Genomic DNA, 15,920 nt, shown 5'->3' on the forward strand with positions numbered 1-15,920 from the left:
CATCATAATTTCATCGTGCTTTAGCGATGGCGCGACGGTCACCGGTCAAGGTCATCGGCAGCCGCCTGTTGCAGGCGCTGCCCGTGATACTGCTTGCGACCCTGATGGTGTTCGCGCTGCTCAAGCTGGTGCCCGGCGACATCGCCGTGACCCTGGCGGGCGACAACGCCACCGATGCGCGGATCACCGAGATCAGGCAGCTCTACGGCCTCGACCGGCCGTTCCTGGTGCAATATGGCGCCTGGCTCGGCCATGTCGTGCAGGGCGATCTCTCGCAATCGCTGCTGACCGGCGAGAAGGTCGCCGATTCCATCGGCCGCGCCTTCCCGAACACGCTGCTGATCGTCGTGATCGCGCTGCTGCTGGCGCTGTTGACCGGCATCCCGATGGGCGTGATCGCCGCGATCAAGCCGAATGGCTGGATCGACAAGCTGATCAGCATGATCGCCTCGCTCGGCGTCGCCGTGCCCGGCTTCTGGCTCGCGATGATACTGGTGGCGGAGTTCTCGCTGAAGCTGAACTGGCTGCCGGCGACCGGCGCGAAATCCTTCAGCGTCTCGCCGATCGATGCGATCAGGCACGCGCTGCTGCCGGGGATTGCGATCGCAGCCTACGGCATGGCGGAGGTGGCGCGCCAGCTGCGCGGCGCGTTGCTCGAGGTGCTGTCGTCGCAATATGTCCGCACCCTGCACGCCAAGGGCCTGTCGATGTCCCGCATCCTCTGGCAGCACGGTTTGAAGAATGTCGGCGTCAACCTGCTCACGATCATCAGTCTGCTGGTCAACCGCATGCTGGCGGCGACCGTCGTGATTGAGGCGGTGTTCGCGATCCCCGGCCTCGGCAGCCTGATCGTGCGCGGCGCGATTCAGCGCGATTTCCCGATCGTGCAGGGCGTCGTCTTCACCATGGTGGTGGTGGTAATCGCGGTCAATCTGATTACCGACCTCTTGTGCGCCGCGGTCGATCCGAGGATCGAGCAATGACCGACACGGCGCTCGCATCCCTCAAAGCACCGGCCAAGCCGTCCCGGCTGCGGCGTTTGCTGCGCTGGCTCGCCGGCGATCTCAGAGCCGCGCTGTCGATCCTGGTGCTATCGGTGCTCGTCATCGTCGCGATCGGCGCGCCTTGGATTGCGCCCTATGCGCCGACCGCGCAGGACGTCAACAACATGCTGGCACCGCCGGGACAACTGCATCTGCTTGGGACCGACGATCTCGGCCGCGATGTGTTCTCGCGCCTGATCTACGGCGCGCCGGCGACCGTCTACGCCAGCCTGCTCGCGGTCGGCGTTGCGGTCCTGATCGGGCTGCCGGTCGGCCTGATCGCCGGCTATTTTGGTGGCTGGATCGACGACGTCGTCAGCCGCATCATCGACACCTTCCTGTCATTCCCGGCCATCGTGCTGGCGATCGCGGTCACCGGCGCGCTCGGCATCGGGCTCACCAACGGCATGATCGCGATCGGCATCACGATGTTTCCGGCACTGGCGCGCATCGTCCGCGCCCGCACGCTGATTGTGCGGCAAGAGCTCTATGTCGATGCGTCCAGAGGCTTCGGCGCGCCGACCTGGCACATCCTGTGGCGCCACGTGCTGCCGAACACCTTGCAGCCGGTCATCGTGCAGGTGACATTGCTGCTGGCTGCCGCGCTGCTCGCGGAGGCCAGTCTGTCGTTTCTCGGCCTAGGCATCCAGCCGCCGGATCCGAGCTGGGGCGCCATGCTGGCGCGTGCCTATCAATATATGGAAATTGCGCCTGAGCAGATGTATGCGCCGGGCCTTGCCATTCTCGTCGTCTCACTGGCGTTCAACGCGCTGGGCGAATCCTTGCGTGTCGTGCTCGATCCGACCATGAAGGATCGCTAGCTGTGCAATTGTTTACGGGCTGCCGCGACCTGTTCACCTCGCCCCGCTTGCGGGGAGAGGTCGAAATTTGCACGCAGCGCGAATTTCGGGTGAGGGGGACTGTCCGCGAGTTCGCTTGTGGAGACTCGCTCTCACCCGAACCCTACGCTTCGCTTCGGCTTCGACCTCTCCCCGCGAGCGGGGCGAGGTGAAGAAGATTATCGGTCGCCCAAGAGACGCACGGAACCACCATGTCCTTCAAGAAATTGCTGATTGCCAACCGCGGTGAGATCGCGATCCGGATTGCCCGCGCCGCCGCCGATAGCGGCCTTGCCACGGTCGCGATCTATCCCGCCGATGATGCGGCTTCGCTGCATGTCCGCTCGGCCGACGAGGCGCGGGAAATCCCCGGGCGTGGCGCGCGGGCCTATCTGGACATCGAGGCCGTGATCGCGGCGGCCAAGGCCGCCGGCTGCGACGCGTTGCATCCGGGCTATGGTTTCCTCAGCGAGAACACCCAGCTTGCCCGGCGCTGCGCCGAGGAGAAGATCACTTTCGTCGGCCCGTCGCCCGAAGCGCTCGATCTGTTCGGCGACAAGGCCAAGGCGAAGGAATTGGGGAAAACATGCGGCGTGCCGATCATCGCCGGCACCTCGGGCGCAACCTCACTCGACGAAGCTAAGGCGTTCTTCGCCTCCCTCGGCACGAACGCCGCCGTGATGATCAAGGCGATCGCCGGCGGCGGTGGCCGCGGCATGCGCGTGGTCGAGGACTTGGCCAAGCTCGACGAAGCCTATGCGCGCTGCCAGTCCGAGGCCAAGGCGGCGTTCGGCAGCGATGCTGTGTATGTCGAGCGGCTGATCCGCAAGGCCCGCCATATCGAGGTGCAGATCATCGGCGACCGCCACGGCGCGATCAGTCATCTCTGGGAGCGCGAATGCACCATCCAGCGCCGCAACCAGAAGCTCATCGAAGTGGCGCCGAGCCCGTCCCTGAGCGAGAGCCTGCGGGCGCGCATCATCGAGGCCGCAAAGCAGCTCGCGACCGCCGCGCGCTACGACAATCTCGGTACCTTCGAATTCCTGGTCGATGACGAAGCCGGCGAAGGCGAGGGCGCCTTCGCCTTCATCGAGGCCAATCCGCGGCTCCAGGTCGAGCACACCGTCACCGAGGCCGTGCTCGGCGTCGATCTCGTGCGTTCGCAGCTCGCGGTCGCGGCCGGCGCCACGCTGGCCTCGCTTGGCCTCGCGCAATCGGCCGTGCCGCTGCCGCGCGGCTATGCGATGCAGATTCGCGTCAATATGGAGGTGATGGACGAGAAGGGGCTGACGAAGCCGACCGGGGGCACGCTCAGCGTGTTCGACCTGCCGTCCGGGCCCGGCGTCCGGGTCGATACGTTCGGCTATTCCGGCTACCGGACCAGCGCCGCGTTCGACTCGCTGCTGGCAAAAGTCATCGTGCATTCGCCGAGCCCGAAATGGACCGACGTGGTGCACAAGGCGGCGCGCACCTTGCGGGAATTCCGCATCGGCGGCGTCGCCACCAACATCCCCTTGCTCGGCGCCATCCTGGTGCATCAGAGCTTTGCCCGGAACAAGATCAGCACCAACTTCATCGATACCCACGTGGCGGCGTTGGTCGGCGCCGCGAAGGAACATGCCGCGCCGCTGCTCGAGGTGAGCGAGGCGGCCGCGACGAAGGCCGTTGTCATCGAAGCCGCCCCGGAAGGATCGCTCCCGGTACCCGCGCCGCTGCAGGGCACGATCGTGGCGATCGAGGTCGCGGAAGGTGATCTGGTGCGACCCGGCCAGCAGATTGCGGTGCTGGAATCGATGAAGATGGAGCATCTGGTCGCAGCACCGCATGGCGGCCGGGTGACGAAGATCGCGGGCGGCGTCGGCGTCACGTTGATGCATGGCGATCCGATCCTGTATCTCGAGCCGGCCGAGGTCGATGGCCATCACGCGGCGGAAGAGGCCGCGATCGATCTCGATCACATCCGTCCCGATCTCGCCGAGCTGATCGCGCGCAAGGCGATCACGCTGGACGAGAATCGTCCGGCTTCGGTAGAGCGCCGCCGCAAGACCAACCAGCGCACCGCGCGCGAGAACATCGCGCAGCTGGTCGATGAGGGCTCGTTCGTCGAATACGGTTCGCTCGCGATCGCGGCCCAGCGTCGCCGCCGCAAGGTCGAGGACCTGATCAAGAACACCCCGGCCGACGGTCTGATCGCGGGCGTCGCCACCGTCAATGCGGGGCATTTCGGTCCCGAAGGCGCGCGCTGCATGGTGATCTCCTACGATTACACCGTGCTGGCCGGCACCCAGGGCCATATGAACCACAAGAAGATCGACCGCATGCTGTCGCTGACCGAGCAGTGGCGGCTTCCGCTGGTGTTCTACGCCGAGGGCGGCGGCGGCCGTCCCGGCGATACCGACCGGCTCGGCATGACCGGCCTCGACGGTCCGTCCTTCGTGCAGTTCGCAAAACTCTCGGGACTGGTGCCGGTGGTCGGCGTGGTCTCGGGCTATTGCTTCGCCGGCAACGCCGCGATGCTCGGCGTCTGCGACGTCATCATCGCCACCAAAAATGCCTCGATCGGCATGGGCGGCCCGGCGATGATCGAGGGCGGCGGGCTCGGCGTCTATCATCCGGCCGAGGTCGGCCCGGTTTCCTTCCAGTCGCCGAACGGCGTGATCGACATCCTGGTCGAGGACGAGGAAGAGGCCACGGCGGTGGCGCAGAAATATCTGTCCTACTTCCAGGGCGCCGTCGCCGACTGGAAGGCGCCGGACCAGCGGCTGCTGCGCCGCGCGATTCCGGAGAACCGTCTTCGGGTCTACGACATCCGCAATGTCATCGACCTGATCGCGGACGAAGACTCTGTGCTGGAGATCCGGCGCGATTTCGGCGTCGGCATGATCACCGCCTTCATCCGCATCGAAGGCAAGCCGTTCGGCCTGATCGCCAACAATCCGAAGCACCTCGGCGGCGCGATCGATGCGCCGGCCGGCGACAAGGCCGCGCGCTTCATGCAGCTGTGCGATGCGTTCGATATCCCGATCGTCTCGCTGTGCGACACGCCGGGCTTCATGGTTGGGCCCGAGGCCGAGAAGACTGCGATCGTGCGCCATGTCGCGCGGATGTTCGTCACCGGCGCCAGCATCACGGTGCCGCTGTTCGGCATCGTGCTGCGCAAGGGCTACGGCCTCGGCGCGCAGTCGATGATCGGCGGCGGCTTCCACGCTTCGTTCTTCACGGTGGCGTGGCCGACCGGCGAGTTCGGCGGCATGGGCCTCGAGGGCTATGTCCGGCTCGGCTTCCGCAAGGAGATGGAGGCGATCGAGGACCCGGTCGAGCGCGAGAAGTATTTCCAGACCAAGGTCGCCGAGCTCTACGCCAACGGCAAGGCGGTCTCGATCGCCTCGGTGCTTGAGATCGACGAGGTGATCGATCCCGCCGACACGCGACACTGGATCATGGCCGGCCTGCGCTCGGTGCCGAAGCCGGAGCCGCGCGCGACGCGGAAGCGGCCGTGTATTGATGCGTGGTGATGGCAGTTGAATATTCGGTGTCGTCCTGGCGAAAGCCAGGAGGTGGATTCACACTCGAAGTGCAACACTTGAGCAGCAAAGACCTCTGCCGGGGTCCTGAAGTCAAGGCATTTGCGCGGGGTGTTGTTGTAGGCGGCGATGGACTTGCGCAGGCGGCGGGTTGGCAGCTTTTCGAGGTCGGTGTTGCGCGGGATGAAGCGGCGCATGCGGCCGATGGCGTTCTCGATGCCCCCTTTTTGCCAGGGGGCGTGGGGATCGCAGAAGTACGTCTTGATCAAGAGGCTTTGCAAGGCAAGGTGAGATGCGAACTCGGTGCCGTTGTCGAAGGTGACGGTCTGGCGGATCGGCTGTGGCAGGACCTCGAACAGGCGTACGAGATGGTGAGCGACGCCGGAGGCGAGCTTGCTTGCGAGGGGGACGCCGAGCAACAGGCGGGAGGTGCGCTCATGCACGGCCAGGATCTGCTGACCGTATTTGGAGAACATCATGAGGTCGGCCTCCCAATGGCCCGGGGTCTTGCGATCGGCGACCTCGACGGGGCGCAGATCCAGCGAAACACGGCCTTCGATGAAGCTTGCGGGACTGCCGCCCCGCTTGCCGCGGCGACCGCGCTTGCTCTTGCCGCGCGGCAGGTAGCGCCGCCAGCTGAAGTCCGAGGTGCGGGTGAGCTGGGCATAAATGAAGCGGTAGATGCTCTCATAGGAGATCACCTTGCGGCCGTGCTCGCGAGCCAGCCGGCCGGCGACCTGCTCGGGCGACCAGCCCCGGCCAAGACGTTCCAACACCGCACGGCGCAGGCCGGGCTCCCGTTCGAGGCGAGAGCCCGTCCAGCGCCGCGCTCGCATCTGTTGCTGGGCATAGCTGGGCTTGTAGCCGACCTGAACGCCAGAATTACGGTTCAGCTCCCGAGAGATCGTTGATGGCGGGCGATCCAAAGCTGCCGCGATTTGCCGGATCGAGCTGCCACCGGCCGAAAGCCTGGCAATCTCGCATCGCTCCTCCAGGGAGAGCTGCTTGTAAGTCCGCCCCATGGCAACACCTCCAGTTGGAAGTGTTGCACTTCGTTTGTGAACTCAGGGGACCCATGACCCCAAATCTCTTTTGTTGTGCGACGCTGGGGCCGCTGTCTTGTTCACCACCGGAATGCGGTGGTTATGGGTCCTGGCTTTCGCCAGGACGACGGCGGTGGGTGGAGCGGGCGCCTCGCGCTACCGAGAGACCTACCCCAGCTTCAACTCCGCATACCCTGTCGCGGCCACCTCATCGCACCGCGCCCGGTACGCCGGCGCGCTGCCGCTGTAGCGGGCGACGATGCGCCTCTGCTTGCCCTCGACGTTGCGGTTGATGCCGGTCATCCAGGAATCGACCTCGTTGGAGAGCAGGCCGACGCCGAGTGCCTTGACATGATCGGTCCAGCCGGCGGTGCCTTCGGGCGTGGCGTCGAGGAAGGTCAGGCCTTTCTGCTGCGCGAAGCGGAGCAGGCCGGTGACCCAATCGACGCTGTATTCGATGCTGCGCGGGATGTTGCCGAGCGCGGTGTGCGGGCCCATCAGCATCATCATGTTGGGGAAGCCGTCGACCATCAGGCCGAGATAGGTTTCCGGCCCGTGCGTCCATTTTTCCTTCAGCCGGGCGCCATGCGCGCCGCGGAAATCGATCTTGTCGAAGCTGCCGGTGATGGCATCGAAGCCGGTGGCGTAGATGATGATGTCGAAGGCGTAGTCCTTCTCGGTCGTCCGGATGCCCTCCGGCGTGATCCGCTCGATCGGCGTTTCCTTGATGTCGACCAACTCGACATTGTCGCGGTTGTAGACCTCGTAATAGAAGGTCTCGAGCGGCAGCCGCCGGGTGCCGAAACCGTGGTTCTTCGGGATCAGTTTCTCGGCCACCGCCTGGTTCTTGACGCGCTCGCGGATCTTGCGCGCGACGAAATCGCTGATCGTGGCATTCGCCGCACGATCGATCAGGATATCCTTGAAATTGCCCTGCCAGATGCCGAAGCCCCGCTCGCCATAGAGCTTCTCGTAGAACGCCTCGCGCTCCTCGTCGCTCACCTCGAACGCGCCGCGCGGATCGGGCGTATGCACGAAGCAGGCGAAGGTTTCCTTGCAGCGGGCAAAGATCTCGCCATAGCCGGCCTTGATCCTGGCTTGCGTCTCCGCGTCGATCTTGCCGTTGTGCAGCGGCGCCGCCCAGTTGGCGGTGCGCTGGAACACGGTGAGGTGGCCGACCTCGCCGGCGATGGTCTGGATGGTCTGGATGCCGGTGGCGCCGGTGCCGATCACGGCGACGCGCTTGCCGGTGAAATCCACTTTCTCCTTCGGCCAGCGCGCGGTGTGAAACGATTGCCCCTTGAAATCGTCGATGCCCGCGATCCGCGGCAGGGTCGGGGTCGACAGCGGACCGATCGCGGTGATCAGGAAGCGGCAGCTGTGCTGCGCGCCGCTCTCCAGCGTGATCCGCCAGCTCCGCGTCTCGTCCTGGTAGATCGCCGACGTGACGCGGCTCGCGAACTGGATGTCGCGGCGCAGATCGAACTTGTCGGCGACATAGTTGCAGTAGCGCAGGGTTTCGGGCTGACCGGCGAAATGCTCCGACCATTCCCATTCCTGCAAGAGCTCCTTCGAGAACGAATAGCCGTAGGAATAGCTTTCGGAATCGAACCGCGCGCCGGGATACCGGTTCCAGTACCAGGTGCCGCCGACGCCGGTGCCCGCCTCGAATACGCGCGCGCTGAGGCCGAGCTCGCGCAGCCGGTAGAGCTGATACATGCCGGACAGGCCGGCGCCGATGATGATGACGTCGTAATCCAGCGCAGCCGTCTCGGGGCTGTTGTCCGGGCGCGATGCGGCCACCTGTCGTTGCTCCCTGGGTTGATTGCCGGCAAGGCTAGCCGGTCTTCCTGTCGCCGACAAACATCGCAGAGCGGGGCTGCCATCGGGATTTGCGGAGGGCTCCCTGCCCGCGCGCATTCCGCGCCGCGGACTGTCCGCCCCGCGGCTTTACTCGGCCGCGGGATACCCGCTATCGTCGGGTGGATAAGATCGCCCGCCAAGCGGCGACGGAACCAGCGGGAGTGAGGCGATGGGAGAGGCGCTGCGCAGGCCGACGTCGACAGATGTCAGCAACCCCTGGCTTTATCAGGACGACACCTGGCGGCCGCTGTTCGCGCAACTGCGTCGCGACGATCCCGTGCATTATTGCGAGACGTCGGCTTACGGCCCGTATTGGTCGGTGACGCGCTACGACGACATCTTCGCCGTCGAGCTGGATCACCAGAACTATTCCTCGGCCTCTGAGCTCGGCGGTATCCAGGTCGCTGACCAGCCGAAGGGGCAGGAGCGGCCGAGCTTCATCCGCATGGATCCGCCCGGCCACACCGCGCAGCGCCGCACGGTGGCGCCGATCGTGGCGCCGTCGAACCTCGCCAATCTCGAGGCCCTGATCCGCCAGCGCACGGCCACCGTGCTCGATGCGCTGCCGCGCAACGAGACCTTCGACTGGGCCGAGCGGGTCTCGGTCGACCTCACCAACATGATGCTGGCGACGCTGTTCGATTTTCCCGCGGAAGATCGCGCCAAGCTGACCTGGTGGTCGGATGTCGCGATCGCCAACATCGATTCGCCCGACGCGGTGGTGCATTCGGAGGCCGAACGCAATGCCGAGCTGATCAAGATGGGAGAAGCTTTCCGCAAGCTATGGGACGCCCGGATCGATGCGCCTCCGACCTTCGACCTGATCTCGATGCTGGCGCATTCGGAAGCGACGCGGAATCTGGATGCGCGCGAGTTCATCGGCACGATCGGGCTCCTGATCGTCGGCGGCAACGACACCACGCGCAACTCGATGTCAGCGGGGCTGATGGCGCTGTGCGAGAATCCGGAGCAGTTCGAGCTGGTCCGCGCCCGACGCGAATTGATCCCGAACCTGGTGTCCGAGACCATCCGCTACCACACGCCGGTGCTGCACATGCGCCGCACCGCGCGCAACGATGTCGAGCTTGCCGGCCGTCAGATCAAGAAGGGCGACAAGGTGGTGATGTGGTACATCTCCGGCAACCGCGACGAGGACAAGATCGAGCGCGCCGACGAATTCATCATCGACCGCGCCAAGCCGCGCCAGCATCTCGCCTTCGGCGCCGGCGTGCATCGCTGCGTCGGCGATCGCCTGGCCGAACAGCAACTCCGCATCCTCTGGGAGGAGGTTCTGGCGCGCGATCTGCGTTTTGAGATTATGGGCCCGCCGCAAAGGCTCTATTCCAATTTCATCCGCGGTATACGAAGCTTGCCGGTGAGAATCGTCAATTGAGCCGCATCACCAGCCGTCATTGCGAGCGAAGCGAAGCAATCCATGTCGCCACATGGGGAGAGGTGGATTGCTTCGTCGCTGTCGCTCCTCGCAATGACGAAAGAGGACATGCCAAGGAACAAGAATGAAGAACGATCCCGTTGACGTCCTGATCATCGGCGCCGGCGCATCCGGCGCGGCGGTGGCCTGGAGCCTTGCCGATACCAAGATGCACATCCTCTGCCTCGATCAGGGCGGCTGGATGAATCCGGCCGAATATCCGAGCACCGGGCGCGACTGGGAGGCGAAATTCTACGGCGAGTGGTCGTCCAGCCCGAATGTCCGCAAGCGGCCCGAGGACTACCCGATCAACGACGACAATTCGCCGATCAAGGTCGTCAACTTCAATGCCGTCGGCGGCTCGACCGTGATGTACACCGCGCACTGGCCGCGGCTGCATCCGTCCGACTTCAAGGTGAAGACGCTCGACGGCGTCGCCGACGACTGGCCGATCGATTACGACGCGCTGACGCCGTTCTTCGAGGAGAACGACCGCATGATGGGCGTCTCGGGCCTGTCGGGCGACCCGCTGTCGCCGCTGAGCCACCCGCCGATGCCGCCGCAGCCGCTCGGGCTGTCCGGCCCGCTGCTCGGCAAGGCCCTGAACAAGCTCGGCTGGCACTGGTGGCCGTCGGACACCACGGTCGCGACGATGGATTACGAGGGCAGGGCGCGCTGCATCAATCTCGGCCATTGCACGCCGGCCTGCGCGCAGGGCGCCAAGGCCTCGACCGACATCACCTATTGGCCGCATGCGATCCGCGCCGGCGTCGAGCTGAAAACCCATTGCCGGGTGCGCGAGATCCTGACCAACGAGCAGGGCATGGCCTCCGGCGTCGTCTATTACGACAAGGACGGCGTCGAGCAATTCCAGCCGGCCGAGGTCGTGATCATCGCCTGCAACGGCGTCGGCACGCCGCGGCTGCTGCTCAATTCGGTGTCGGGGAAATTCCCCAACGGCCTCGCCAACTCGTCCGGCCTGGTCGGCAAGAATTTGATGTTCCATCCCTATGCGCAGGTCTACGGCTTCGTGAAGGAGCCGACCGACAGCAACCGCGCGCCGCCGACCTGCCTGTGGAGCAAGGAGTTCTACGACACCGATCTGTCGCGCGGCTTCGTCCGCGGCTACGGCATCCAGTTCGGCCGCGGCGCCGGGCCGGTGTTCGAGGCGGTCGCGAGCGAGCAGAAGGGCATCCTGCCCTGGGGCAAGGACCATCACCGCGTGTTCCGAAGGCTGAACGGGCATCGCCTCGCGGTCTCCGCGATCTGCGAGGACCTGCCGGAGGAGCACAACCGCGTCACGCTCGATCCCGTGCTGAAGGACAGCCACGGCATCCCCGCGCCGAAGATCGACTACACGATCTCGGCCAACAGCCGCAAGATGATGGACCATGCGCTGGCGCGCGGCCGCGAGGTCCTCGATGCCGCCGGCGCCACCGACATCTGCATCAACGATCCGATCCCGTGGGGCGGCTGGCACCTGCTCGGCACCGCGCGGATGGGCACCGATCCGGCGCGCTCCGTGGTCAACGAATGGGGCCGCTCGCATGACGTGAAGAACCTGTTCATCGTCGACGGCAGCATCTTCGTCACCTCGGGCGGCGTGAACCCGACCTCCACCATCCAGGCCCTCGCGCTCTACATCGCCGACCAGATGAAGCAGCGCCTCGCCAACCTGTTCGATTGAGACCGTCCATGTCCGAAGCAACACAACTGACCGCAGCCCAGCGCGCCGATCTTCGCACCGTCGCCGCGATGATCGTTCCCGAAAGCGCCGAGTACAGGGTGCCGGGCGCGGACGACCCCGCGATCCAGGCCGACATGCTGGCAACGCTCGGCCGCGACACCGCGCTGGTCGCTCAGGCGCTGGATCATCTGGGAAAGCTCGCCGGCCAACCGCTCGCCGAGCTCGACGAGGTCAGGCGCGACGCGGTGGCGCAGGAGTTTCGCAAGCATGGCGGCGCGGCCGCGGCCACCCTCGTTCGTGTGGTTCTGCAATGCTACTACCGCGACGACCGCGTGCTGCGCTCGCTCGGGCTCGAGTTGCGGGCGCCGTTCCCGAAGGGCCATGTGCTGCCGGACGGCGACTGGTCGCTGCTCGATCCGGTGCGGGCGCGCGGCGGGGTGCTGCGGCGGGCGACCCAGGGCTGATGAGATTGGGCTGACCTCCACCGACGGCGGTGCTTCACCTCTCCCTTTGGGAGAGGTCGATTTGCGCAGCAAATCGGGTGAGGGATTACGGTCTATCGAGAGAACAAGAGCCCTCACCCGGATTGCACTGGACGATGCTTCGCATCGCCAGGCGCAATCCGACCTCTCCCCAATGGGGAGAGGTGAACCAAGCGCGGCCGAGCGGCTTCGATCCAGGACTTATCTTGCCCTAGCCACCCGGGCAGGCGGGTGGCGTAACCACTTGCGGCGGCGGGAGCCGGTCACCATCTGAGAGGACCAAAGGACTCTCACCATGTTGGATTTTACCTCAGATACCGCCGGTGACAGGCCGTCACCGCGAACGGCTGACGCTGCGCTGGTCGATGACCGGGCGTTGCTGGATGCCTATTCCAATGCCGTGATCGACGTCACCGACCGCGTCGGTCCGGCCGTGGTCCGGGTCGAGACCGGGCCGAAGGTGCGCAATGCGCGCGAGCGCGGCGGCCTCGGTTCGGGCATCGTGATCTCGCCCGATGGGCTCGTCGTGACCAACAGCCATGTGGTCGGCGCGTCGAAGGAGATCCGGCTGCGCGACACCGAGGGCTTCGTCACCGATGCCCATGTGCTCGGCGTCGATCCCGATACCGACCTTGCGCTGCTGCGGGCCGATGGCGCGCGCGATCTGCCTTACGCCTCGCTCGGCAACTCCAAGACGCTGCGGCGCGGCCAGCTGGTGGTCGCGATCGGCAATCCGCTCGGCTTCGAATCGACGGTCACCGCCGGCGTGGTGTCGGCGCTCGGCCGCTCGATCCGCTCGGTCAGCGGGCGCACCATCGAGGACGTGATCCAGACCGACGCCGCGCTGAACCCCGGCAACTCGGGCGGCCCGCTGGTGTCGTCGCACGGCGAGGTGATCGGCATCAACACCGCGATCATCAACGGCGCGCAGGGCATCTGCTTTGCCGTCGCCAGCAACACCGCGCAGTTCGTGCTGTCGGAGATCATCCGTCACGGCCATGTCCGCCGCGCCTATATCGGCGTCGCCGGCCAGACCGCGCCGGTGCCGCGGCGGCACGCGGTGCTCGCCGGCGTCGAGAACAAGATGGGTGCGCTGTTGATGCAGATCGAGCCGGACAGCCCGGCCGCGCGCGCGAGCCTGTTGCCGGGTGACGTGGTCATCAAGCTCGACGGCGTTGAGATCAACGGCGTCGACGACCTGATCCGCGCGCTCGATCACAGCCGGATCGACCGCACGCTGTCGATGGACGTGCTCCGCCTCGGCCGCCTCCGCGCGATCGATATCCATCCGATCGGGAGGAAGCCGGCGAAGCAGTGAGGGCAATCCCATCTGCATGCGAGATGCACTCAGGTGAGGGGTATCTCTCCGCGAGCTCAGCTGCGGAGAGAACCCCTCATCCGTCGCGGACTACGTCCGCGCCATCTTCTTCCACACAGGGAGAAGGAAAGGGGGAGTTCGCGGCAGCGCTACTGCAGCGCGGTCAGCAGCTCGTCGGGCTGCTCGACCATCATCATGTGGCCGGCGTCTGATCGCACGACAATGTCGGGTCTTGGAGGCGAAGCGGAGATTCCGCGCTCGTGCTTTACCGACTATGAGACCCCATAGCGGACATACGACCGCTACGATGGCGAAGCGGCTAAGGTCACACTTCGCCAGATTACTGGATTACCCTGCTGTTGTTGAAAACGAGCGCTACTTGAAACACACGCTCGGTATTGGTTCGTACTTCGACAACAAGGTCTCGCCGTTCATCCATAGGCAGGAGATTTCGGGTTAGATCCGCCAGTGTCTGAGCCGCTTCGACCTCAGCTTCGCGCTGAGTTCCGCACTCCAGTCCTTCCTCATCGGGATAAAGCCCGGTGTCGTCGCGGATATCGAAATAATAGCGCGTCACTCCGGCGCCTCATTGCTTCTGGCGCTGGTTCAACATCGGCGCCAGCCGGCTGTTCCCTGTCAGTGAGAGCGCCGCCGGCCGATAGGACAGCGTGAGTGTTGCTTTGTTCCCTCAGCCCGCGGACGCGGAAGTCCGCGGCAGGGACGGTTTGCGTTCGGGGAGCTTCTTCTTCGGGGGCGCCGGCAGCAGACCTTCCCTGATCGCTTGCTTGCGAGCGAGTTTGCGAGCCCGGCGAATGGCTTCGGACTTTTCGCGCGCCTTTCTCTCCGAGGGTTTCTCATAGGCACGACGCTGCTTCATTTCGCGGAACACGCCTTCACGCTGCATTTTCTTCTTCAGAACACGAAGTGCCTGGTCGACATTGTTATCGCGGACTACGACCTGCATTAAATCTCCTCGATGACTGCAAGCTGGGACGATCCTGCGCGCAGCCGGTTGCGCAGGAGTTCGTTGCAAATGGAAGAATGAGAGCGACCGCGCATTCCTCGCCAGCCTCGAACGAGCAATTTTGCTCGTCACGGCGATGCGGTTCAGTGGGAGGAAGTGACCACTCCCGCGAGAACAAGTCAAACGATAAAGGCCTGAAGTCCCATTGGAACTGCTGCCCCGAACGGAGCCGCAGCGGCGAGCTGAATCAAATTGTCAGGCTTCCTTGTAATATGGCGGTCATCGTGTATATTACCATTATTCGATTAGCCGCTGTGCCTTGTTGAACGTGCCCGCGGGCTCCTTTTCCAAAGACATCGACGAAGTTGAAATCGCCGCGCGATTGTCGCGCGAAACGCGTTTGCGCGCTTTGGAGAAGAAAATGACGACAGGTACGGTTAAGTGGTTCAACGGCCAAAAGGGCTTCGGTTTCATCCAGCCGGGCGACGGCAGCAACGATGTGTTCGTTCACATCAGCGCGGTCGAGCGCGCCGGCCTTTCGGGTCTCGCCGAGGGCCAGAAGGTCAATTACGAGCTCAAGACTGACAAGATGCGGGGCAAGGTCAGCGCCGAAAATCTCTCGCTGGCTTGATCTCGTCGCGCCGTTTCACGGATGTACTGAAACGGCAATGCTGCCCGCTCGATCCCTGGATTGAGCGGGTTTGCCTATTTTCAGCAGGTGAAGGATGAGCGCCAGGAAATCGGCAGTACCGTCACCTGAAGCGATCGCGCGCGCCGATCGTCAGCGCCTCGCCGCCGAAGAAGGCGTGCGGGCAATCGCGGATGTCGAACGCCAGGCGATCGAAGTGCGCAAGAACATGGCGCGCCTCCGCGAGCTACGCATGGCCAAGGAAGCTGCGGACGCGACCCTTGCAGCAGCCTCGCCGGCATTCCCGGCCAAGAAGCGCACGAGAAAGTTGTTGCGGTAGACACCCTCGACCAGTGTCGATGGACTTGCCGAGGACGGAGTGACAGCCGGGAGAGTGCTGATCGTGCCCAGAGCAAAATCGGACGGTGGTGGAACGATCACGTTCACCCTCGCGCTGGGGGCAGCGCGACAAATGTGCCGGCTTACGACGACGTTCCAAACCGACAAGCAGGCGTTCAGCTATCTGCACAAATACCGGACGGAATTCGAGAGGATCGCGCGAGCGCGCCTGGCTTTAGGAGAGCTCGAAGACGGAATCGTCATGCTCACGATGCTTTAGGTCGGTGCTTCGATAATGCCGGGCTATTCCGCAGGGGCTTCGCCGCAGCTTCCCGGGCCAGACGCTCAGCTTTCAGGCGCTCGCGATTCTCGTGAAAGGATTGCTCCGCCTTCGCGTAGTCGGTCATCGGTTTGGCATTGCTGATAGCCTTGAAAGCTTTGTCGGCTTCCCGCCGATGGCGGGTATTCGCTTCGTTTTTGGTCATTGTGACCTCCAGACTGGGCTTGTTTTTCCGCCGCGCCGCCCGGGGCGCGGGAAGGCTTCGAGATTGCGTCACCAGGCCAGCTTGAGAACGCTGACAAGCAGTGCCGACAGGACAGCAATTGTGAGCGCAATGTCGACAAGAGGAGCTGCTAGACAGGCGCGCGCCGGGTCGGCTTCATCTTGTCGGTTTCCTGCGAACCGCAGCGGGCATCGCCGGATTTCGGAATAATAGAATGTATCGCTGATTTGCCCGACGTGTCAAGTTGCTTGTCCA

General features: G+C 64.6%; 14 protein-coding genes and 1 pseudogene. 10 read left to right on the top strand and 5 right to left on the bottom strand.

Annotation, left to right across the window (positions count from 1 at the left end; all coding sequences use genetic code 11):
* Positions 1-26: 26 nt before the first annotated feature.
* From JQ507_08500 to JQ507_08510, 3 genes are all read left to right on the top strand, one after another.
* Entirely contained in the window at positions 27-983 is a 957-nt protein-coding gene (locus tag JQ507_08500; protein ID QRI71497.1) for an ABC transporter permease, read from the top strand.
* Entirely contained in the window at positions 980-1,864 is an 885-nt protein-coding gene (locus JQ507_08505; GenBank protein ID QRI71498.1) for an ABC transporter permease, read from the top strand. Before JQ507_08500 ends, JQ507_08505 begins: the two co-directional genes overlap by 4 nt.
* Positions 1,865-2,094: 230 nt before the next feature.
* Positions 2,095-5,397, top strand: a complete 3,303-nt coding sequence (locus JQ507_08510) for an ATP-grasp domain-containing protein (protein QRI71499.1) — start codon at positions 2,095-2,097, stop codon at positions 5,395-5,397.
* A gap of 74 nt (positions 5,398-5,471) precedes the next feature.
* Here JQ507_08510 and JQ507_08515 read toward each other — a convergent pair.
* Together JQ507_08515 and JQ507_08520 are read right to left on the bottom strand one after the other, a co-directional pair.
* A pseudogene (locus tag JQ507_08515) lies at positions 5,472-6,428 on the bottom strand (IS30 family transposase).
* Positions 6,429-6,617: 189 nt separating this feature from the next.
* Positions 6,618-8,252 (bottom strand): NAD(P)/FAD-dependent oxidoreductase, encoded by a 1,635-nt coding sequence (locus JQ507_08520; GenBank protein ID QRI71500.1) that lies wholly within the window; start codon positions 8,250-8,252, stop codon positions 6,618-6,620.
* 229 nt (positions 8,253-8,481) lie between these two features.
* On the opposite strand from JQ507_08520, the gene JQ507_08525 reads away from it, so the two are divergent.
* The 4 genes from JQ507_08525 to JQ507_08540 all read left to right on the top strand — a co-directional run bounded on the left by JQ507_08525 (position 8,482) and on the right by JQ507_08540 (position 13,231).
* Positions 8,482-9,705: a cytochrome P450 gene (locus JQ507_08525; protein QRI71501.1), complete on the top strand. Its 1,224-nt coding sequence runs from the start codon at positions 8,482-8,484 to the stop codon at positions 9,703-9,705.
* 124 nt (positions 9,706-9,829) lie between these two features.
* A complete protein-coding gene (locus tag JQ507_08530; protein QRI71502.1) occupies positions 9,830-11,431 on the top strand; it encodes a GMC family oxidoreductase in 1,602 nt (533 codons plus the stop codon).
* Positions 11,432-11,439: 8 nt separating this feature from the next.
* Positions 11,440-11,895, top strand: coding sequence for a hypothetical protein (locus JQ507_08535; protein QRI71503.1), 456 nt, complete (start codon positions 11,440-11,442; stop codon positions 11,893-11,895).
* Positions 11,896-12,208: 313 nt separating this feature from the next.
* The gene (locus tag JQ507_08540; GenBank protein ID QRI71504.1) at positions 12,209-13,231 is read left to right on the top strand and encodes a trypsin-like peptidase domain-containing protein; all 1,023 of its coding nucleotides are present in this window, start codon (positions 12,209-12,211) and stop codon (positions 13,229-13,231) included.
* Positions 13,232-13,571: 340 nt separating this feature from the next.
* Here JQ507_08540 and JQ507_08545 read toward each other — a convergent pair whose 3' ends face one another.
* The gene (locus tag JQ507_08545) at positions 13,572-13,808 is read right to left on the bottom strand and encodes a hypothetical protein (protein ID QRI71505.1); all 237 of its coding nucleotides are present in this window, start codon (positions 13,806-13,808) and stop codon (positions 13,572-13,574) included.
* Between the two features lie 111 nt (positions 13,809-13,919).
* A complete protein-coding gene (locus JQ507_08550; GenBank protein ID QRI71506.1) occupies positions 13,920-14,195 on the bottom strand; it encodes a 30S ribosomal protein S21 in 276 nt (91 codons plus the stop codon).
* Positions 14,196-14,616: 421 nt separating this feature from the next.
* On the opposite strand from JQ507_08550, the gene JQ507_08555 reads away from it, so the two are divergent.
* The 3 genes from JQ507_08555 (at position 14,617) to JQ507_08565 (ending at position 15,442) form a co-directional block, all read left to right on the top strand.
* Positions 14,617-14,826 carry a cold-shock protein gene (locus tag JQ507_08555; GenBank protein ID QRI73259.1) on the top strand — a complete coding sequence of 70 codons (210 nt, stop codon included), beginning with the start codon at positions 14,617-14,619 and terminating at the stop codon, positions 14,824-14,826.
* A 94-nt stretch (positions 14,827-14,920) separates the two neighbouring features.
* Positions 14,921-15,163, top strand: a complete 243-nt coding sequence (locus JQ507_08560) for a transcriptional regulator (GenBank protein QRI71507.1) — start codon at positions 14,921-14,923, stop codon at positions 15,161-15,163.
* A gap of 54 nt (positions 15,164-15,217) precedes the next feature.
* Positions 15,218-15,442, top strand: a complete 225-nt coding sequence (locus tag JQ507_08565; GenBank protein ID QRI71508.1) for a hypothetical protein — start codon at positions 15,218-15,220, stop codon at positions 15,440-15,442.
* Here JQ507_08565 and JQ507_08570 read toward each other — a convergent pair.
* Positions 15,429-15,647, bottom strand: a complete 219-nt coding sequence (locus JQ507_08570; GenBank protein QRI71509.1) for a hypothetical protein — start codon at positions 15,645-15,647, stop codon at positions 15,429-15,431. The genes JQ507_08565 and JQ507_08570 overlap by 14 nt on opposite strands.
* Positions 15,648-15,920 lie beyond the last annotated feature (273 nt).

Source organism: Bradyrhizobium sp. PSBB068 (assembly GCA_016839165.1).
GTDB lineage: Bacteria > Pseudomonadota > Alphaproteobacteria > Rhizobiales > Xanthobacteraceae > Bradyrhizobium.